The sequence below is a fragment of the Leptothermofonsia sp. ETS-13 genome, assembly GCF_049200465.1.
Taxonomy (GTDB): Bacteria; Cyanobacteriota; Cyanobacteriia; order Leptolyngbyales; family Leptolyngbyaceae; genus Leptothermofonsia.
This window is the reverse complement of record NZ_CP120836.1, coordinates 1,533,085-1,552,473: the sequence shown is the minus strand read 5'-3', so window position 1 is coordinate 1,552,473 and position 19,389 is coordinate 1,533,085. Positions and strand designations below refer to the sequence as shown.

General features: G+C 44.0%; 15 protein-coding genes. 7 read left to right on the top strand and 8 right to left on the bottom strand.

The window, feature by feature from the left end; genetic code table 11:
* Positions 1-2 precede the first annotated feature (2 nt).
* The 6 genes from P4D80_RS06945 to P4D80_RS06920 all read left to right on the top strand — a co-directional run bounded on the left by P4D80_RS06945 (position 3) and on the right by P4D80_RS06920 (position 6,040).
* Entirely contained in the window at positions 3-1,244 is a 1,242-nt protein-coding gene (locus tag P4D80_RS06945; RefSeq protein WP_421658253.1) for a glycosyltransferase, read from the top strand.
* Between the two features lie 33 nt (positions 1,245-1,277).
* A complete protein-coding gene (locus P4D80_RS06940) occupies positions 1,278-2,750 on the top strand; it encodes a DUF2079 domain-containing protein (protein WP_421658252.1) in 1,473 nt (490 codons plus the stop codon).
* Positions 2,751-2,818: 68 nt separating this feature from the next.
* Positions 2,819-3,733 (top strand): glycosyltransferase family 2 protein, encoded by a 915-nt coding sequence (locus tag P4D80_RS06935; protein WP_421658251.1) that lies wholly within the window; start codon positions 2,819-2,821, stop codon positions 3,731-3,733.
* Positions 3,734-4,076: 343 nt separating this feature from the next.
* Positions 4,077-5,075 (top strand): decaprenyl-phosphate phosphoribosyltransferase, encoded by a 999-nt coding sequence (locus P4D80_RS06930; RefSeq protein WP_421658250.1) that lies wholly within the window; start codon positions 4,077-4,079, stop codon positions 5,073-5,075.
* Positions 5,076-5,114: 39 nt separating this feature from the next.
* On the top strand, positions 5,115-5,690 hold the full coding sequence (locus tag P4D80_RS06925; RefSeq protein WP_421658249.1) for a YqeG family HAD IIIA-type phosphatase: 576 nt from the start codon (positions 5,115-5,117) through the stop codon (positions 5,688-5,690).
* 14 nt (positions 5,691-5,704) lie between these two features.
* A complete protein-coding gene (locus tag P4D80_RS06920) occupies positions 5,705-6,040 on the top strand; it encodes an SMR family transporter (protein ID WP_421658248.1) in 336 nt (111 codons plus the stop codon).
* A gap of 115 nt (positions 6,041-6,155) precedes the next feature.
* On the opposite strand, the gene P4D80_RS06915 is transcribed toward P4D80_RS06920, so the two are convergent.
* The 5 genes from P4D80_RS06915 to P4D80_RS06895 all read right to left on the bottom strand — a co-directional run bounded on the left by P4D80_RS06915 (position 6,156) and on the right by P4D80_RS06895 (position 11,601).
* The gene (locus P4D80_RS06915; protein WP_421658247.1) at positions 6,156-6,362 is read right to left on the bottom strand and encodes a hypothetical protein; all 207 of its coding nucleotides are present in this window, start codon (positions 6,360-6,362) and stop codon (positions 6,156-6,158) included.
* A 40-nt stretch (positions 6,363-6,402) separates the two neighbouring features.
* A complete protein-coding gene (locus P4D80_RS06910) occupies positions 6,403-7,479 on the bottom strand; it encodes a hypothetical protein (RefSeq protein ID WP_421658245.1) in 1,077 nt (358 codons plus the stop codon).
* 322 nt (positions 7,480-7,801) lie between these two features.
* The gene (locus P4D80_RS06905) at positions 7,802-8,974 is read right to left on the bottom strand and encodes a glycosyltransferase family 4 protein (protein ID WP_421658243.1); all 1,173 of its coding nucleotides are present in this window, start codon (positions 8,972-8,974) and stop codon (positions 7,802-7,804) included.
* A gap of 22 nt (positions 8,975-8,996) precedes the next feature.
* Positions 8,997-10,025: a hypothetical protein gene (locus P4D80_RS06900; protein ID WP_421658242.1), complete on the bottom strand. Its 1,029-nt coding sequence runs from the start codon at positions 10,023-10,025 to the stop codon at positions 8,997-8,999.
* 10 nt (positions 10,026-10,035) lie between these two features.
* The gene (locus P4D80_RS06895; RefSeq protein ID WP_421658240.1) at positions 10,036-11,601 is read right to left on the bottom strand and encodes an MBOAT family O-acyltransferase; all 1,566 of its coding nucleotides are present in this window, start codon (positions 11,599-11,601) and stop codon (positions 10,036-10,038) included.
* 821 nt (positions 11,602-12,422) lie between these two features.
* On the opposite strand from P4D80_RS06895, the gene P4D80_RS06890 reads away from it, so the two are divergent.
* Entirely contained in the window at positions 12,423-14,597 is a 2,175-nt protein-coding gene (locus P4D80_RS06890) for a glycosyl hydrolase family 28-related protein (RefSeq protein ID WP_421658239.1), read from the top strand.
* A gap of 20 nt (positions 14,598-14,617) precedes the next feature.
* On the opposite strand, the gene P4D80_RS06885 is transcribed toward P4D80_RS06890, so the two are convergent.
* From P4D80_RS06885 to P4D80_RS06875, 3 genes are all read right to left on the bottom strand, one after another.
* Positions 14,618-15,757: a glycosyltransferase gene (locus P4D80_RS06885; RefSeq protein ID WP_421658237.1), complete on the bottom strand. Its 1,140-nt coding sequence runs from the start codon at positions 15,755-15,757 to the stop codon at positions 14,618-14,620.
* A gap of 104 nt (positions 15,758-15,861) precedes the next feature.
* Positions 15,862-18,117: a hypothetical protein gene (locus P4D80_RS06880; RefSeq protein WP_421658236.1), complete on the bottom strand. Its 2,256-nt coding sequence runs from the start codon at positions 18,115-18,117 to the stop codon at positions 15,862-15,864.
* A 13-nt stretch (positions 18,118-18,130) separates the two neighbouring features.
* Entirely contained in the window at positions 18,131-19,387 is a 1,257-nt protein-coding gene (locus P4D80_RS06875) for a glycosyltransferase family 4 protein (RefSeq protein WP_421658235.1), read from the bottom strand.
* Positions 19,388-19,389 lie beyond the last annotated feature (2 nt).

Sequence of the window (19,389 nt, the reverse complement as noted above, 5' to 3'; positions counted from 1 at the left end):
AAATGCAAGATACTTTGATTCACCCTTTAGTGCCTGTGCCGTCTAGTTCTCTACGAATTCCCAGAGAACCTTCCAGATTTTTGGCAAGCGATGAGTGCCTGCTCTACTTTTCCTTAATTGTTCCCACTTACAACGAAAGTAAGAATATTCATGCAATCGTTCATTTATTAATTGGACTGCTAGATGAAGCAATGCCAGGAAATTATGAGTTGATCATCGTTGATGACGACAGCCCAGACCAGACCTGGAAAATTGCTCAGGAGATGACTCCAGACCATTCTACGTTGCGAGTGATGCGGCGACAACAGGAGCGAGGACTATCTACAGCTGTGATTCGGGGTTGGCAGGTAGCTAGAGGACAGGTTTTGGGAGTCATTGATGGTGATCTTCAGCATCCTCCAGAAGTGCTGTTGAAATTGTTGGATGCAATTCAACAAGGAGCAGATCTAGCAGTTGCTAGTCGCCATGTTGATGGTGGTGGGGTTAGCGATTGGGGATTTATCAGACGATTTCTTTCTCGCGGGGCTCAATTGCTGGGATTGCTGATCCTGCCAAATGTTGTGGGTCGAGTCTCTGATCCAATGAGTGGTTATTTTATGGTGCGACGCAGTGCGATCGCTGAGCGAGATCTAAACCCGAAGGGATATAAGATACTCCTCGAAGTCTTGGGACGAGGTGAGATCGAGCAGATAGCAGAGGTCGGCTATGTGTTCCAGGAACGACAAGAAGGAGAAAGCAAAGTTACCTGGAAGCAGTATGTTGACTATTTGCATCATCTAGCTCGATTGCGCTCTCGTGGAAGGGTTGCTCGACTAAAAAAGCGCTTAAAGGTGCCGCTCACCCGCTTTGTTCAATTTGGACTGGTGGGCTTGAGCGGTGTATTTGTGGATATGGCAATCTTCTACCTGCTGAGTGATCCAATGGCCCTTGGTTTAGGCTTGACTCGTAGCAAGATTCTTGCAGCAGAAGCCGCTATTATTAACAACTTCCTTTGGAATGATGTTTGGACCTTTAAAGATATTTCTAGTAAGCAGAAGGGCTGGAAACCGCGACTTAAGCGCTTTCTGAAGTTCAATACTATATGCCTTATGGGACTGATTTTGAATGTCCTTTTACTAAACTTTTTCTTTAATGTTCTTGGGATTAATCGCTATCTAGCAAATTTGATTGCGATCGCACTGGTGACATTTTGGAACTTCTGGATCAACCTGAAGTTAAGTTGGCGAGTCACTCAGGTGAAATAGAACATTGAATTTTAAATACTAGTTGAGGCAGTTATGCAGCAGTCATCTGAAAATATTGAGCCTTTAGTAAGTACTGGTAGCCATCAATTAACCAGGCAACTGCCTAGAGTGATTGGGTGGATGATTGGGGTAAGCACGCTATTTCTCTTTGTGTGCAGTAGTCTCAGACATATTCTGTTTCGCTCTGGAGCGCTTGACCTGGGAATGTTTGATCAGGCAGTTTATCTGATCAGCCAAGGTAAAGCTCCTATTTCCACCCTATTAGACGATATCCATATGCTGGGTGATCATGGCGCTTGGATGCTATATCCACTCAGTTTGCCGTATGCCGTTTATCCCAGTGTCTACTGGTTGCTAGCAATCCAGGCATTTGCCTTATCTTTAGGTGCCTTACCAACCTGGGCTCTAGCTCGTCAAGCTGGGCTAAATCAGGCCCAATCTACAGCGATGGTGGCAGTTTATCTTCTTTACCCAATCATCTTTACAGCAAACTGGTTCGACTTTCATCCAGAAGTTATTGCACTGTCGGCTATATTAACAGCGATCTGGGCGGCGCGTTCTAACAAGATAACCTGGTTCATCGTGGCAATCATTATAACTTTGGGCTGTAAGGAAGTCATGTCACTGACCGTAGCAGCTATGGGCCTTTGGCTTCTGGTATTTGAGAAGAAGCGCAAATTTGGTGCGATCGCCCTCATCACAGGCATCGCCTGGTTCTTTTTTTCCACTCAAATATTGATCCCATTTTTCGGGGGTGGAGAAGCTACTGGAGTAGAACGCTACAGCTACTTAGGCAATTCAAGTCGAGAAATTATTATTAACCTGTTCTTGAAGCCGTGGTTAATTTTAGGAAGAATCTTTTCTTTCAATACGCTTAAGCACCTTACCCTGCTAGCAATTCCAGTCATTTGGGGCCTCTCACCTTTTCACCTCGCTCCTTTAATTGGGGCATTGCCTACTCTCCTGCTTAATTCCCTGTCCGATAAAGGATTGCAACTCAGCCTCTTTTTTCACTACTCTCTGCCAGTCTTACCATTTCTGTTGGTCGCTGTCATTTCAAGCCTGACCGCAGGACACACATGGTTCCGCAATCAACGCGCTATTGTTCTATGGTCTGTTGGGGTTTTGCTGGCAGGAATATTGACGCGACTATCGCCTGGGCAAGTGAAGTATGACTACGTATTTGATTGGAATGGCTGGAGATCGACCCGCGAGGCAATTGCCCAGGTTCAAACAAAGGATGGCGTCTTAACAACTAATGAGATCGCTCCTCATCTGTCTCATCGGCAAATGATTCGTTCCTTGAAAGATCCAAGCATTGGCTCTGCTGATTTGAATCCATTTGAGTTAGCTGAAGTTAACTATGTTCTGATCAATCAAAATAATCAAAGCTTGAGAAAAGTTCAAGATGCGATTTCACAATTAATGGAGCAGCTTAAGAATGATCAACAGTTTCAGTTAAGTTATCAACAGAACAAGGTTTATTTATTTGAACGAAAAGCTTAAAAGTTAAGCACTTCAATGCAGGAATAAACTTTTATACTCTTTCCAGCTCTTTCATGAGGTCGAGCATTGTGAGTAATCCTGGTTCTATAAGTATTTCTGTAGTAATTCCTACAGTAAACAGGCATGAAAAGATTGCAAGGGCAATTACAAAAATCTATGAAAATACTATTCAGCCTCTTGAGGTTATTATCGTTGATCAAAGTTCAAACCATCTAACCTTCGATGTTCTAAAACCTTTTATTGAGGATAGGCGGATTATTTACCTCAAAGATGAGGGCACAGGAGCGGCCCGTTCTCGCAATATTGGCTGGAAACATGCATCTGGAGATATCGTTGCCTTTACCGACGATGACGCCTGGGTTGACTCTGAATGGCTGCAAACAATTCAAGAAAGTTTTCAACGAAAAGATTTTAACATTGGTGTTTTAGGAGGCAAAATTATCCCTGTCTATGAGGAGAAATCTCCAAATTGGAATATCCCTAAAAAATGGCGGCATCTATTACCCGCTTATGACCAGGGCGATACTTTTGGGCATTATACTGGCAATGCAGAACCTGCAAGTGTAAATTACGCTGTAAGGCGGATTTTGTTGGAAAAGTTTTCTGGATTTGATGAAACATTGGGAGCCAACATTGGAAGGTCAATCCAGATTTTTGGCGAAGATGCCGAATTTTCATCAAGACTGAAGCAGAATGGATTTGACATTGTTTATAATCCCGGCTGCGTTGTTTATCATCCTGTCCCCTTAAATCGCCAAAATCAGGCTTTCCTTAATAAACGATTGAAGTTTGAGGGATCTACCTATGCCTACATGAAAATACAAAGTAAAAGCTTTAATTTTATTGGAGTTTTGGTTGAAACTATTAAGAGTACCTTTAAACTCCATCACTCAATTTTGACTCGGAAAACAGATGAAGCCTGCTACTTCTACGGAAAACTTTTAATTCTAGTAAAATGTGGAATTCTAAAGTTGAATCCTTAGAAATGCTCCTGTTTCGTTGGATACGAGTTAGTCAAAGAAGCCAATAACTCCAGGTTAAATATGTCTGCATTTAAAGCTTTATCATCAAGTTTGTCTATTGCCATGAAGATTTTATGAATTACTTCTATATTATTTTCGACCTATCGTAAACATCCTTTATATTTTTGTTGAGAGTTTTGTTGAAACTTTCGAATGGCTGTTTATTCAAAGGTCTTCGTTATTCATTAGTGATTCTTCAAGAAGAACGCTGCAAGAATTTTTAAGAGTTGAACATACCAGGCATGTTCAATCTGGTGTGTTCAGGGAGCCGGATGTCCAAAGCTCTATTAAGGTATTGATTAAAATGGCATTTCTTAAGGTTCCTAAAAAACTGAAGCCGTTTCAGCCAGCACCTTCTGTGGCACAAAATACTGGCTCTGGCGACTGGAAAGCTTACGTTAGGGTTTTACGCCCTCGTCAATGGACGAAGAACTTAATTGTCTTTGCTGCTCCCCTGTTTGCCTTTAGCTTGAATGTCGAATCACTGGTAGGAGCTCTTCTAGCATTTGGATTATTCTGTTGCGCCTCTAGTGGCTTCTACATCATCAATGATATTGTCGATGTAGAAGCTGATCGACTGCATCCAGTGAAATGCAAACGCCCCATTGCTGCTGGGTTGATTCATATTCCGATAGCGATCGCAATGGCAGTTGTGCTGCTTGGAGGCTCCTTCTTGATCGGTTGGCTAGTGGATTTCGGATTAGGATCAACCATTACCTGCTATGCATTGTTACAGGTCGCCTATAACCTTCGTTTGAAGCGCACAGTCATTTTGGATGTAGTAGCAATTGCCATTGGCTTCGTTCTACGGGCATACGGTGGTGCAGCCGCCGCTAATGTTGCTCTTTCTCCCTGGTTTCTACTATGTACAGCTATGCTCGCCCTGTTTTTAGGTATTGAGAAACGGAAAGCAGAATTGCGCTTAGTTGAGGTAGGAGGCAGAAAACCTCGGAAAGTACTGCGGCGATATTCACTCTCCTTACTAAACCGAATGGAGAATATGGTCACAACCGGGACAATCATGACCTATGCTTTGTGGAGTTCCGGTCCTCAAGTGCATGGAGCTTCAACTCCCTGGATGATGGTAACTCTGCCTTTTGTCCTGTATGGTGTTTTTCGTTACCAGCTTCTAAGCGATCCGCAAGAAATTGCTCGTAGAAGTGATCTGGACAATGAGAAGGGTGGACAGACCGAACGCCCTGAGGAAGTTTTGCTGACAGATCGGCCTTTATTATTGACAGTGATTGCCTGGCTATCCACCACGTTCTTGATATTACTCTTGAATCATCAAGGGATTCTTTGACGAATACTTTTGCTGTCGTCATCTTGGTTCTAATATAACGTGTCGTTTCTTACAGCGTTTCTAACTCTGCTCAAACGTCTGCCAAACCTTTATTCTGCTTCCTTTCAGTCTTGGCGTTCTTTCCAACAGGCAGACAATCTTGCAACAATTAGCCTTGCTTCCCTGAAATATAGAGGAATCAAAGGTGTAATCCTTGATTTAGATAATACTATTGTTTCGGAGGATGATCGCTACCTGTCCCCTGGTGCTGAAGCCTGGATTCAACAAGCAAAACAAGTTGGATTCAAATTCTTTATCCTCTCTAATGGTAAGCGGCGTTATCGGGTTGAGTTCTGGTCTCATCGGCTCGGAATTCCAGCATTGAGTCCCGCCAGAAAACCGCTACCCATGGCTTTCAACAAGGCGTTGAAAGCCATGCAACTACAACCGTCACAGGTTATTGTGATTGGAGATAGCCGCCATACTGATATATTGGGAGCTTTCCTGGTAGGATGTCCCAGTATTCAAGTAGCAACTCTACCCCATCCTTTTCGCTGGTGGGAAAAGCTACTGGGTAAGCGTGTGCAGACTCCCTACCCTGCCCATCTTGAGCTTTGGAACTGTGAACCCTATTGAGGTACCCATTTGGAATGCTAGGTCGTTTATTTTTCCTGATCTTGATCCTGGTGACAGTTGGTTTGAACACCCTGGCTCAGATGCTATTGAAGCTAGGTTCTGGACAAAATCCACTGAACCTTTTTATTCTCAGTGGACTGGTAGCTTATGGTCTCAGTACTGTCTTCTACATCCTGGTATTGGGAAAGTTGAACTTATCTGTTGCTTATCCAGTGGTTATTGGACTGACTGTAGTTGCAACCACGTTAACAGGGGCTGTTCTTCTTCGAGAAAAGGTTTCCTCTATCCACTGGTTAGGGCTCGGTTTGATGTTGAGTGGAATTTCTGCGATCGCCTTTGCCAAAGCCTAGGCTGAATCATTCTTAACCGAAATATCCGTATTTCAAACAATTTCAAACAAATTAAGGATAATTTCGGGGGGTGGAGGGGGTGGAACCCCCACTCCCCCTTTACAATTAATGATGGCTACCTACTTAATTCCGATTGAAACTTTCGACTGTGATTTTCTTGCCAGCGAAGACCAATCATATAAGCCACAAAAAGCATATGACCCGGTTCTTCAAGTTGTGCAAAAATCCAACCAAAGACAAAGAGTGTAAGTAAAAGGTATTTACAAAGATCATCAACTGCAAACCAGCGCCATACCAAAAAACCAAGATAAAGATAAGCCATAACTCCTAAAATCCCTAAGTCCCCCCAAAAACCGGCCCAACTAAACAAGGGGGGAAAACATACTCGATTTATCACCAAAGTAGCTGGATGCAACAGCATTCCAAACAGCCTGGCTGGCCGGTGAAGTAGTCACTCCAAGCGGTTCCAACAGATCTTTATAGGAAGGAATCATCCACCCGCCCAATCTGCCAATGGTGTGACCCGGCCCCAGGCCCAACCACCAATTTAGTGGAGAGTGGAAGTAGGAGATAATGATCGGAAAGCCAACCCATTTGAGTTTCATACCTTCTGCTGTCAAAGCGAGGTCTTCTGACCAGGTTGTAAATACATTGAAGAAAGTCCAGACGGAGCCATAAATCACAATTGCCACAATAATTAAATATTTAATGGCCTGGGCTGGATCCTTCAGCTTAGTAAACAGCAGCAGAACAAAAGCTGCTGCAAAAACAGCCATAACCTGCTTTGCATCCGCAATCATCATATGGACAAAGGTTGCTACGGCCACAGCAATACGCATCCACAGCGGCTTATCTTTGGCAGCGACCAGAAAATAAGCTCCAAAGGTTAGCGCTACTGCTCCCCCCACTACATGTCCAGCTTTTTGCCCAATAAAAACTCCTTTGATATTATCTTCGGCTCCCCGCCTCAGATGCAGACGTAAGACAAACCGCTGGATCCAAGCCAAAGCAGTATTGAGGATACCAAATCGGATGATCCAGGTTCTAGAGCTTTCAACACTGGTAGCAGCCATTGGAATCGTAACCAGTGCCAGTAGCAACATAAATGGCTCAGCTAACAACAGGTACTGTAAAACAACATTGATCAGTCCCGCATTGTTTAGAAGCCCGCTTGCAGTGGTTACAATTAAAAGAATGAAAAGCCCTGTCAAAATTTGATAAACCCCCTTGATCTGGGCCGAATCTTTGGGGCGAGCCTTGAGCAGAGCGACACCAAACACGAAAGGAATAGTGGCAAAGTGTAAGAAGTTGACAGCAGAAGGTAACCCAACAGAGTCAAGAATGCGGGAAAAGAAGGCAGTGACAAATGCCCACATGACCAGAGTTGAGCTTTTAAGAATTGGCTCTTTTGTCTTTTCGGGTAGTGCTCCTACACTCATTCTTCAAACTCCACTAATTCCTTCCTATTATTGAAGTGCAGTTAGCACATTTCATAAACGCTGAATTTGAACTTTAGAGTCATTGGGTGCAAAGGTAGTTTACGGCTGTTATGGTTCTGTAAGTAGCTAGGCGTAATTAAATTAAGGATAATTTCGGGGGTGGAGGGGGTGAAACTCCCTGCCTGGGGGCGCAGCCCCCACTCCCCCCTTTACCAATTAATTATGACCACCTACTTATGTAGTCCTAAATCAGTTGTGAAATGGAGAGGTTTTGTGAGAAGAAGTTCCGCAGGAACTTCTTCTCACAATCCAAATAGAATCGCTATATATTTTTGCAGCTTTGGGCTACCTCATAAATCTCCATAAGCTTTTGATAGTTCTGTTTTGCAGTGTAACGGGTTTCAAACTCTAGGCGGGCTTCCTGGCGCATCTGGGCAAGTTGGGTTGGGTGAGCTAAGATCCACTCAACGTTGGTAGCTAGATCCGCCGGATCCCCCGGACAAAAGTGAAAACCTGTGCGGTTGTGATCTACGAGTTCGGCGATCGCGCCAATCTTAGCGGCAAGTACAGGTGTGCCTTTAGCAAAGGCTTCAACAGCGACACGACCAAAGGTTTCGTACCATTTCGAGGGAAAGATCAAAAACATTGCCTCCCCAATTGCTTCATAGACTTCCTTTACAGGTCTTCGCCCTAACCATTCGATATGAGGGTATCGATTTGCAGCTTTGGCAACCTGATCGGCCAGGGGACCATCACCCACGATCTTTAATGGTAGCGGAGTGCTCAAAAGTTCCCAGGCTTCCAATAGGGTATCTAACCCCTTTTCAACGGAAAGACGGCCTACATAAATGGCATACCCTCCCTTTCCTCCTCCAGCAACAGGGTCAGGATGAACAAAATTGGGCTTCACAATAATCTTTTTGGGGGGTAGCCCTCCCTGAATAAACTTTTTGCGGGCAAACTCAGTGAGAGCAATATAAACATCGACCATTTCCGTCCAGGTCCGCAAAGTGCGGTGCACCATCATCATGGCAGCCGTGCCTGCACTGGCGATCCGGCTTTCTCGGTAACATCCGTGCAAGACTCCCGGAAAGGGAACGAATTTGCCCAGGCAATCTTCACACACTTCCCCACTACGGAAAAACAATGCATTCGGGCATAGAAGCCGATAGTTTCTGAGAGTTTGAACGACTGGAACGCCTTTGCTCTTTGCCGCGTAATAGACGGAAGGGGAAATCAAAGGGAAGAAATTCTGCACATGGACAACTTCATGGGCTGCTTTTCTGAGATGTTGCTGGACGATATTATATGCCTCTCTGGACCAGATCGTTCGCGTTGCAACCTGGATAGAGCTCATTGATGCGAGGCAATCGTTGCTCTCTTCATACACATCCACCTCATGACCCATCTCTCTTAGAAGAAGTTCTTCAGACTCACGGGACTCATCTTCTCCACCGCGAATCTGGTAACGATTGTGTATGCTCAAGATGCGCATTCGATCTATCCTTGTTTGGGATTCAGGAATTAATCTTGAAATTTCGACGTTGAGACGGATTGGCTAGATAGGGCTGAAGGACCTCAATCAATTGCTGAGTTCGATGACGAACTCCTCGATCATTCAAGTGGTAGTTGGTATCGTAGAATAAAGACTTTTCATACATTGAATCTCGATATTTCCCAATAACAGGGACATTAATTGAACGGTAAAAGTTTTCTATTTTCTGGAAAAAAACCTGGTAAATGGCTCCCTCATAATCTTTAAACCAAATTGTATTTGGCCAGGTAGCAAGCAACCGAACGTTATTCTTTTTGCACCAGTCTGCAAATTTGGCGATCGCTTGAAATCCAGACATATTTGTTGACATGTCTGAGTTAACCTTCATCGGTTGAGTAGCATCAATTTTTCTACGCAGTTCTGGAGTAATCCTGGCCTCAAGGTTATCAATTCTGTCTCCGTAACTATTCATCACACTAGACCGAGCGTTATCAGGCTGGATGCCTGGCGGATTAGAAGAAGCTAAAGCTTTCGATGATGCTAACCGACTGCTAATTCCCGTCATTAAACGTTTGAAACTGAGCCCCTCAATAAAACGAAGTTGGGTCTGGAAGTCGATAGATTGCAAATATTGAGGATCACGAGCAAACACATAATCAATTAATACGCTGTCAAGCGCACCATCGGACTGATAAAACTCATATTCAAGAGGCAAAAGAATGATGTCTCCAGGTCTGGCAAAAGAGCGAGCATAATGAAGAATATAATTAACTCCGAGCCCCGCGTTAATTGCTGCATTGACGCAAGAAAGCTTTGTTTTTTCTTGAATCATTTCACAACTAATTCCTAGCAGCGAATTCGAACCAGAAATAACGAGTAGTTTAGGCGATTTGACAGAGTTAACCAGGTTTGACTTGAACTGGTAAGACTCATAAATCCAGCGAGACTGCCTGGTTGGGGCTCCTGTCTGCCAGGCAGTAAGGAGCAAAAAAGCCAGGCAGCTAGTTAAAAAGCCGCCCACTAATGATTTGTAGTATCTTGAATACTTCATCTTAAAGATTTTAGAAGTTAAAGTAGAGAAAGCTGCTGGGAGGTGCAGCCAGTGTTGTCTTCAAGTAGATGAACAACAAGGTACCAACCAGGAAACCACACATTAAATTTGGTTGCCACTGCACCCGTTTCCAGAGATAGGCCTGCCAATTCGAAAGCTTTTGAGTCGAAGATGAATCTAAAGCTGGATTAAACTGCTGCATCCACTGCTGGGTGTTTGGCATCAGCCAAACAAAAGTTAGCAAAAACAACAACTCTTTATAGGCGGTGGGTACGATGGTGAAAGGTGAGGTCAGGGGAACCCCATTTGTGCCGGTCATTGCTTTCAGCATCGCGATCGCGGTTTCTATATTATCGGCCCGGAAAAAAACCCAGGCCACAACCACTGCCACGAAAGTTACTAAACATCCAAGGCTGTAGGTAAACCAATTTGTAGCCTTGGGATTTTTGCCCAGCGATTGGAGCAAGGCGTGCCACTGATGATTGATGACCAGATAGAGACCGTGTAAGCCTCCCCAAACAACAAAAGTCCAACCGGCACCGTGCCATAGTCCGCCCAATAGCATAGTGATCATCAAGTTGGCGTGGCGGCGAAGCTGTCCTTTTCGACTTCCCCCCAAAGGGATGTATATGTAATCTCTTAAAAAGAGAGAAAGCGTGATATGCCAGCGTCGCCAAAAATCAATAATATTGACCGACTTATAGGGAGAATCGAAGTTCAAAGGTAGTTTAATTCCAAACATACGAGCGACTCCGATCGCCATATCAGAGTAGCCTGAAAAATCAAAATAAAGTTGGAAGGAATAGGCCAGGGCACCAGTCCATGCTTCAAAGAACGTTAAAGGGACTCCTTGGGCCACCGCATGAAAAATAGGATTTGCTGTCAGCGCAATGCTATCAGCGAAAACAACCTTTTTGAATAAACCGAGAGCGAAGATTGTGAATCCGACAGCCAGATTTTCGTGATTTAATCGGTAAGCTATGGGCTGATTGAACTGGGTAGCAATTTCCTTATGATGAACAATTGGACCTGAAATAAGATACGGAAAAAAGACAACAAACAGGCAGTAATTTAAGAAATTAGATTCTTGAGTTTCTTCCTTATAGGTGTCAACCAGATAGGCAATCTGGTTAAACGTGAAAAATGAAATAGCAATTGGCAAAATAATGTTTTGTAGATTGAAAGATGTGTCGAATATAGAATTGACACTTGAGATTAGAAAATCAATGTATTTGAAGTAGGCTAGTAGTAGTAAATTTACTGCCACTCCCAAAAGGAGCATACGCCTTGGAGTGACCAGTTTATTTTGATAACGACGGCCAATGATCAGTCCGGTTATATAGTTAAATCCAGTGGAAACCAGCAGTAATCCTATGTAATAAGGCTGCCACCAACCATAGAAAATAAGGGATGCAAGAATCAGCCAGATAACCGCTATTCGATGATTTTCATTCCTATTTAATAGAAAAAAGATTAGAAGTGTAACTGGTAGAAATAGAAAGATGAATGTAAAGGAGTTAAAAAGCATTAATTTAGCTTCCTCTATTTGCCCACAAAGTAAGTAGGTAGCCATCATTAATTGTAAAGGGGGGAGTAGGGTCTGCGCCTCTACGGACAGGGGCACCCCCTCCACCCCCGAAATTATCCTTAATTTAATTGCGTCTAGCTACTTATGAGTCACTTAAGCTGCTGAACAAGTCAGAATTAAATGAATCAGAACTATAGCGATCCTATTTGGATTGTGAGAAAGGATTCCGCAGGAATCCCTTCTCTCAAAGCCTCTCAATCTTACGACTGATTTAGGACTGTTACAATTTAGGACTGCTACAGAAGTCAAAAGCTTTAGACGATTTCTCTTATACGCAGACACACCTGAACATGATCGGCCTGAAGAGTTTATACAACTTTACGTAGAAACAAGCATCAGATTGACGAATATCTTTATTCTATGTTAAACAAAAAACTGTTTAGATATCAAATTTATAAAGCTTGTGTAAAGTGTATGGGCGTTTCTACTTGACTTTTTAGCCTGCCGTTGTTAACTACATATAGAGAAAAAGCCTGCCTCACGCAGGTAAGTGAAATCACTTGCTCTAAAGTCAGTTTATCTACTTATCATTCAATCTACTGCTTTTGAAGTAGCAATTTTCTCTCCCGCCAGTCACTACTCGATTGTTACTGAGGTGATACGGCCTTTATAGAAGGAATGGCAACAACTTTCTGCTATGGGTATCTACCGATATTTTCCTACTTGCTGGTACCTTGAGAACAGTTTCTGGAGACGCTTTCTATATGGAAGACAGTAACGCGGTCTTAGTCCAACCAACTTCACAATTACAATCACTACAAAATCCTTTAAGTTTGCAAAGCAGCGGATCAAGTTTTGACCAAACTTCATTGCCTGCCCCCATCCGAATTGAAGCTGAAAACTACAGGTCAGGACGAGGCGTTGGTTACTATGACACAACCACAGGTAATACGGGGGGCGTTTATCGTTCTGATGATGTGGATGTTCAAAGAACGAGCGATGTTGGGGGTGGTTATAATGTGGGCTGGATTCGGTCAGGGGAATGGTTAACCTATGACGTAACGCTGCCCCGCTCTGGTACCTATAACATCGTTGCGCGTGTAGCCGCAGCAAATAGTAGTATCCGCCGTATGAGCATCTCTGTTGGAGGCCAAACCTTCGCGATGAATTTTACGGGTACTGGAGGCGGGCAAGTTTGGAAAGATGTCATCCTTGCTGGTTTGGACCTCAATGGGGGGAGTCAAATGGTTCGTCTGGATATGCAAACCAGCAATTTTAATCTCAATTACATTGAGTTAATTCCAATCAATTCAGAAAACATTATGTTCCCTGCCGATGCTGGGGTAGTTGATGTCAGAACCTATGGTGCCATCCCTAATGATGGGCAGGATGACACGGCTGCTATTCAACGGGCACTCGATGCGAATCCGTCCGGCAATCGAATTATCTACTTCTCAAACGGGGTTTATGATGTCAGCAATACCTTGCGATACTCTGGAACCCAAAAGCGTAATATCCTTCAGGGGCAAAGCCGTGATGGAACCATCATCAAGTTAAAGGACTTTTCTGGGTTGAACGGTCCAGTAATCTGGACAGGCAATCCACCTGCTCAACGGTTTCGTAACAGTATTCTTAACCTCACGGTGGATGTTGGTGTTGGCAATCCGACAGCGACCGGTATTGCCTTCATTGCTAACAATCAGGGTGCGATGCGTGACGTAAAAATCATTTCTCGCGATCGCAAGGGTGCTGTGGGTTTAGATCTCGGAATTGATGAAAATGGACCAACCCTCATTAAAGACATTGAGGTGGTTGGCTTTGATGTTGGTATCCGGACATGGAACCCAACGGCGAGTCAGACTCTAGAGCATATTCGGTTGTCTAATCAAAATCAGTACGGTTGGAAAAACTATAATCAGCAAGTTTATGTCCGGGATTTGCAAAGTACCAATGCCGTAACGGCTATTTGGAATATGCCGGATGGTGTGAGTGGATTTACGCTGATTGACTCGACTTTAACTGGTGTAGGGGCAACCGCATCCACCTTGCCAGCAATCTGGAACCAGAAAGGGATGTACGTTCGCAATCTGACTACATCTGGCTATCAACTAGCCATTCGACAGGATGATAAAGGGCGCGGCAATCCTTCTCAACCCAATGGATATGTGAATGAGTGGATGGCACGAGATGGTTTTGTCACTTTATTTGGTAGTCCATTGACTTCAATGCGATTGCCCATCTCTGAAACTCCTGAAGTTCCCTGGGATGCTTTATCCAACTGGCGGAGTCCACTCACCTATGGTGGATTACCGAATGATGGTATTGATGATACGGCAGCTATTCAGGCGGCGATCGACTCGGGAGCAACTACCGTTTACCTGCCCAATGGAACCTGGAATCTCAATGGCACAATCTACTTAAGAGGGAATGTTCGGAGATTCCTGGGAACTGAGGCATTTATTTCCAGCAATGGCAATGGAGTGATTGAGGTTTTTGATGGCTCATCACCAACGATCGTGATTGAGAGGCTAGAAGCAAACAGTAGTGTTCCAGGGGCTCAAAGTGTTCAATTTGTCCACAGCAGCACGCGAACTCTCGTACTGTCCAGCATTTTGGGTGGCAATTACAGAAGCACAACCCAAAATCCAGGTGATGTCTACATCGAAGATGTAAGTGGTGGACCCTGGTTTTTTAAGAACCAGAATGTATGGGCACGCCAGATTAATCCAGAGGTTTACACTCCTGTAAGAATCCAGAATGATGGTGGAAGATTGTGGATTCTGGGTTATAAAGATGAAGACGAAGGGACCATGATTGAAACAATCAATGGCGGTAAAACAGAGTTGATCGGTGCCTACCTTCTCAACGGAAACTATGAAGATATTCCGGCTTTTGTCAACAATGAGTCGTCACTTAGCTTTGTAGGCGTCAGCTATCGCTCATTTGGTGGAGGCTCTATCCCAATTGGGGTAAAGGAAACTCGAAATGGCGTAACCAGAACGACTAATGGGCTACCTGGAAACTACAGCGGCTATATTCCCTGAGTTTCTCTGCGTCATTCGTTTTAGAGTTCTCCCCGTAAAACAGCTTCATACATTTCTTCCAAAACTTCAGTTTGCTTACGCCGATTGAAAGAGGTTTCCATCCGCTCTCGCCCTTTGCGGCTAAAGTGCTGCCAGAGCGTAGAATTTTGTAAAAGTTGTAAGATACCCTGAGCGAAGCTGTGCCAATCCTTTTCGGGGTAAAGAAATCCGGTTTCCCCATGAACAACGGCCTCTGGAATGCCAGCGTGAGAGAAGGCAACGACCGGTAGTCCCATAGCCTGTGCTTCTAGTACAACGTTTGGAAGTCCCTCTGAATCACCTTGAGCAGCGGTGATGCTGGGTGTGGCTAGCACTCTGGCACAGTTCATCCAGCTCCGAACTTGTTCTGGAGGTTGGAGTCCTAAAAACTGATAATTTTGGAGTTGTTGAGCGGCAAGTTCCTCTAATTGAGTTCTTAATAGTCCATCACCAATTATCACGAGCTTCACCTCAGGCATCTTGGTTTGCACCTGAGCCATTGCCTGAATCAGATACTGGCAGCCTTTCTTCTCAGTCAAACGACCAACAAAAAGTACAATAGGCTGGCGTTCCACCAGCAGATCTGGCCTAAAAGTATCAACATCTACACCATGATAATGAGCGATAACTTTTTGAGATGGAAATCCCTGCTCTAGAAGTTTTTCCCTAATAAATTTGGAGACGGTCAGGAAAAGCCTGGCTTCTCGCTTAAGAGCTTCTCGACGACGAAAATAAATCCAGTGGTTTAGAGAGGCATGTTGAGCGTACTGGTCTTTTACAGTAGCATCAGCCCCCCGGAAGTGAACCAGCATCGGAATGTTGAGACTGCGAGCGAGAGGCAGTGCCAGAGCGCCACTTAATCCAAACTGGGCGTGGATTAAAGCAGGTTTAATTTGCCTGATCTGTCGATGTAACTTTGGAGAAATTCCAAAAAGTTTAAACGCTCCCTCTTCTGCAAAGCCTAGCCAGCCACCCTGATTGATCACAAAGGTGCGATCGCCCGGTAGCGACAACCCCTCAACCCGCCGAGAACCGACATAGTAGGGCGTAAACCGCCGCAGTTCCTCTCCTTGCGCTCGAATAAAAGTCTGAGAAGAGGGGAGTAGCAGACTACTGAAAATAGCAACGTTACGATTTGACATTATCCTACTCCCGCAAATTCTATCAATGATTCAAACAACCAGAACCTGAGGGTAAATTTGCCAGAAAGATTTCTGATAAAGCACAAACTCGCCAGCATTACTTCTCATGTTGGTAGATCTTTAAGCTGATAAATAACTTGACCTTTTTGAGGAGATTGACCAAATACTTGCTTGAAGGGGCCACTAGAGTTTTCTAGCCAGGGAATCTCATTCTTCTCCCTCCATCCCATCTTTTCCTCTAAAGGTCCAACCGCAATATAGCCAATTTGATTTTGGTTGAGCTCATTCAACCATTGGGGTAAGCTTTTTGATTGCGGAGCGGCATAACGAACCTTTTGCTGCCAATGCTTACCGTAGAAAAGGTAACTGCGGTAGCTGAGTGAATACCCCAGGATTTCTGATGGATTCAAATTGGTAGCTATATATTCATAAATTCCACCATAGACTTCCTGACGATCCCCATCTCGTTTTTCCCTGGCAATAAAACTTGTTGTAACCACTAAAGCAATGAGAACCGAAACAAGTACAAATCGATTTGATTTCTGGAAAATTTTGGAAATTCCTGAAAAGAGTACTTTTTGAGTTTGCTTTCGCGAAAAACTCCAAATCACTAAAGAGAGAGCAATAATGTAGATAAGAATATAAATAATGACATCGAGAATCTCAGGACCAATTATTTTGAATAGTTTTTCAGTTGCATCAGCAGGGCTCGTCCTGAAACTATCAAGAAGTTTACTTGCCCAACCGACACCACCCTTAAAAGCAGTTGAGATTCTAACAATTTCGAAGATAGTACTGCTGACAAAGCCAAGCAGACTACTAACCAGGGTAATGATGGCAATAACACTGGGACGGGGCCGAACACCAGTAGCCACTGCAGCAGCGATAACCCCCAGCATACTCATAAAGGGGATTGCAAATCTTGCTTGCTGACCGATGTAGGAGGTGATTGGGACGGGCGGCAGGTGATTAGTCCCTGTAAATGGGGTTGTCCAGTAGAGATAGCCTGTGCCAAACAAAACAACAAGCAAAACTCCCAGTAAAAATGGATCTTGAATCTTTCGCTGCTTGTTGAACAAAAGATAAGGAAGTAAGAGGGACTGGAACAGAAGAATAAAGAAGGGAAGCTGCAATCGGACAATTGCTTGAACTCCTAAAACTTTCCAGTGAGCAGGATTTGTAAAACTAAACAAACTTGCCAAATTTGTCTCTCGCAGCTTAGAAAGTTCCATGCTTCCAGGAAAAAGCAGCACATTAGCAACCTTGACCTGGATATCGCCTAATGGATTACCTGCCTCAATCCAATTCTTTAAGTACCAGTATCCTCCTAGAAGAAATAAGCCCAATAGGCCAATCGTAATTACGGTAGCTTCAAGTCTAACTTGCTTTATTTTGAAGATATCCAGGCCACTCTTAAAGAGCTTTCGGATAATCAACATCAAAAGAGCTAAGATTGGCAGAGCTCCATAGCCAACTGCTGACATTTTGATTCCAAGTAACATGCCAAGCGCTATGAAAAATAGAGAAAGATCAATATAAGTGCAACTACGACTATAGGAAACAGCAAAGAACAAACTAGCCATAAAAAAGGCCGCAAAGGGCATGTCAATATGCAGCGAATTAATATGCTGAATAATTAAGGGTATGTTCAGAACTAAAGCAGAAGCGGCCATACTGTAAAGCCGATTTGCTCCCAAACTAATACTGAGTAAATAGACAGATAATCCAAGAATAAGCCAGGCAATTAGATTAGGCAGGGTAACTAGAAAATCCTCTCGAAACGGCATTACAAACAGTGTGCAAAGTACTTCCCAGTTGTAAGGATAGAAAGTGATCTGATCGGTAGTCCATACCCCCGTTTGCATAAAATCATTCAGCCTGATAAAGGCTCCCTCTTGATACCATCTCGCCATTGTTGGTAAGTGATACCACAAAGAGTCATAGTCAATAATGACTCGCATTGCTAATTGCTTTAAGGAAATTAGTCCGGTTATAGATATAGAGAAAAGAACTAGAACTTCGACTTTTCTAAAGGGTTCTTTAAGAACCAGTAGTCTTTGATAAAAAAATGATAGTAGGTTTCTTCTTAAAAGAAGAGCCAGAGCAATTCCCAGAAAGAATACAATTGCTTCCAGTCCAATCACGGAATTGAGGAAAAACTGCCCAAAAAATCCTGAGATCAGGCCAATAGAAACTTCTACGCCACACCAACAAATTAAAAGTGCTAGCCAATTATAAGCCAGATCAGAAGACCGATCTTCATCTTCGATTGAGGAAAGTAATAACAGGCATAGAGGGAGAGGAGCTAAAAAAATGATCAGGAATAGAGTGAGTTCCCAGAGATGTTGCAGGATTGACATAGTTGATAAAAATCTAGACTGTATGAGCAGAACCAAATCTTTTACTTACAATTTCTCGATAAGTTTGATCTATAAATTGACCTCGAACAAACCAGCTAAAGACTTCATGAATGCGTCTTTGGGCTGCTCTTCCCATCCTCATTTTTAGATCGGGGTCTCGGGCGAGATTTGTCATCGCTTTCGCGATTTCTTGTACAGCTTGTTCTGGTGAATTTGCAGGGATTTTGAATCCAGTTTCATCAGTCACTGAAATAGCGGGTCCCCCCAAGTCTAGACAAATAACTGGACAGCCTGCAGCCATAGCTTCCAGACAAACCATCCCACCAGAGTCGTGTAAGCTAGGATGTACCAGGGCTGCACAGCCACCTAAACTCTGCAAGGTTTCCTGACGTGGTAAGCGGTTCCAGAATTTCACTCTGGAAGCAATTCCTAGCTCCTCTGCCAGGGCTTGCAATTGATTGAGTTCAGGTCCCTCTCCCAGAACCCAATATTCCGCATCATTGGGTAAGTTTGCCTGGGCAAAGGCCCGCAAGCCTAAATGAAATCCTTTCCAGTGCAACACTCTGCCGATGCTGATAAATCGAACAGAGGGCCGCTCTAAAGTTGAATACTGAGCCAGTATTTCAATTTCGGACTCTGGTAAGCCGACACAGGGTAGGATCTGTACATTCCTGGTTCCAATCCTCTGGAGTCTATGGGCAGTGTCTTCGGTCGTTGCCCAAGCTAAGGTACTGCACTGGGCAGTCAGGCGTACAAATGGGTCGTGTTCGCCTGCCCATTGCGCGAAACTTCTTAGAACCTCGTAGGCTTTTCCACGCAAGCTGAAGTCTCGCCAGAATGATTTGGGAGCCGATTCTCCACCACCGATAGGACCCCAAATGAAAGGAACTGACAGCAGGGAGAGGAAACTTGGTGATGAGTATTTGATGTATGAGACATGATGGATAAGATCCAGGTTAACTGCATCATGCAAGGCTTTTGCCTGGAAGTAGGCACCCAGTTGCCAGAGGTAATAGTGAATTTGAATTCCCCATGATTGATGCCTCAACCAACGGAGACAGAAGGGGAGGTCGTAATACACAAAATTCAGCCCAGGAACTGGATTACTAGAAAGTTCAGCTTCGATTAAGGCACAATTGCTCTCTCGGGTTAAAACCCATACTTTGTGATACTTGACCATTTCGCGGGCAACATCCCAGGCAATACCGGGATCAGAACCACTTCCTGGTTTGCAAGCATAGGCAGAAATGAGTACTTTCAGAGAATCCATGC

Excerpts from the sequence above, each read along its gene's own strand:
- P4D80_RS06945 (WP_421658253.1), top strand. The coding sequence starts at position 3 with ATGCAAGATACTTTGATTCACCCTTTAGTGCCTGTGCCGTCTAGTTCT.
- P4D80_RS06940 (WP_421658252.1), top strand. The coding sequence starts at position 1,278 with ATGCAGCAGTCATCTGAAAATATTGAGCCTTTAGTAAGTACTGGTAGC.
- P4D80_RS06930 (WP_421658250.1), top strand. The coding sequence starts at position 4,077 with ATGGCATTTCTTAAGGTTCCTAAAAAACTGAAGCCGTTTCAGCCAGCA.
- P4D80_RS06920 (WP_421658248.1), top strand. The coding sequence starts at position 5,705 with ATGCTAGGTCGTTTATTTTTCCTGATCTTGATCCTGGTGACAGTTGGT.
- P4D80_RS06915 (WP_421658247.1), bottom strand. The coding sequence starts at position 6,362 with ATGGCTTATCTTTATCTTGGTTTTTTGGTATGGCGCTGGTTTGCAGTT.
- P4D80_RS06910 (WP_421658245.1), bottom strand. The coding sequence starts at position 7,479 with ATGAGTGTAGGAGCACTACCCGAAAAGACAAAAGAGCCAATTCTTAAA.
- P4D80_RS06905 (WP_421658243.1), bottom strand. The coding sequence starts at position 8,974 with ATGCGCATCTTGAGCATACACAATCGTTACCAGATTCGCGGTGGAGAA.
- P4D80_RS06900 (WP_421658242.1), bottom strand. The coding sequence starts at position 10,025 with ATGAAGTATTCAAGATACTACAAATCATTAGTGGGCGGCTTTTTAACT.
- P4D80_RS06895 (WP_421658240.1), bottom strand. The coding sequence starts at position 11,601 with ATGATGGCTACCTACTTACTTTGTGGGCAAATAGAGGAAGCTAAATTA.
- P4D80_RS06885 (WP_421658237.1), bottom strand. The coding sequence starts at position 15,757 with ATGTCAAATCGTAACGTTGCTATTTTCAGTAGTCTGCTACTCCCCTCT.
- P4D80_RS06880 (WP_421658236.1), bottom strand. The coding sequence starts at position 18,117 with ATGTCAATCCTGCAACATCTCTGGGAACTCACTCTATTCCTGATCATT.
- P4D80_RS06875 (WP_421658235.1), bottom strand. The coding sequence starts at position 19,387 with ATGGATTCTCTGAAAGTACTCATTTCTGCCTATGCTTGCAAACCAGGA.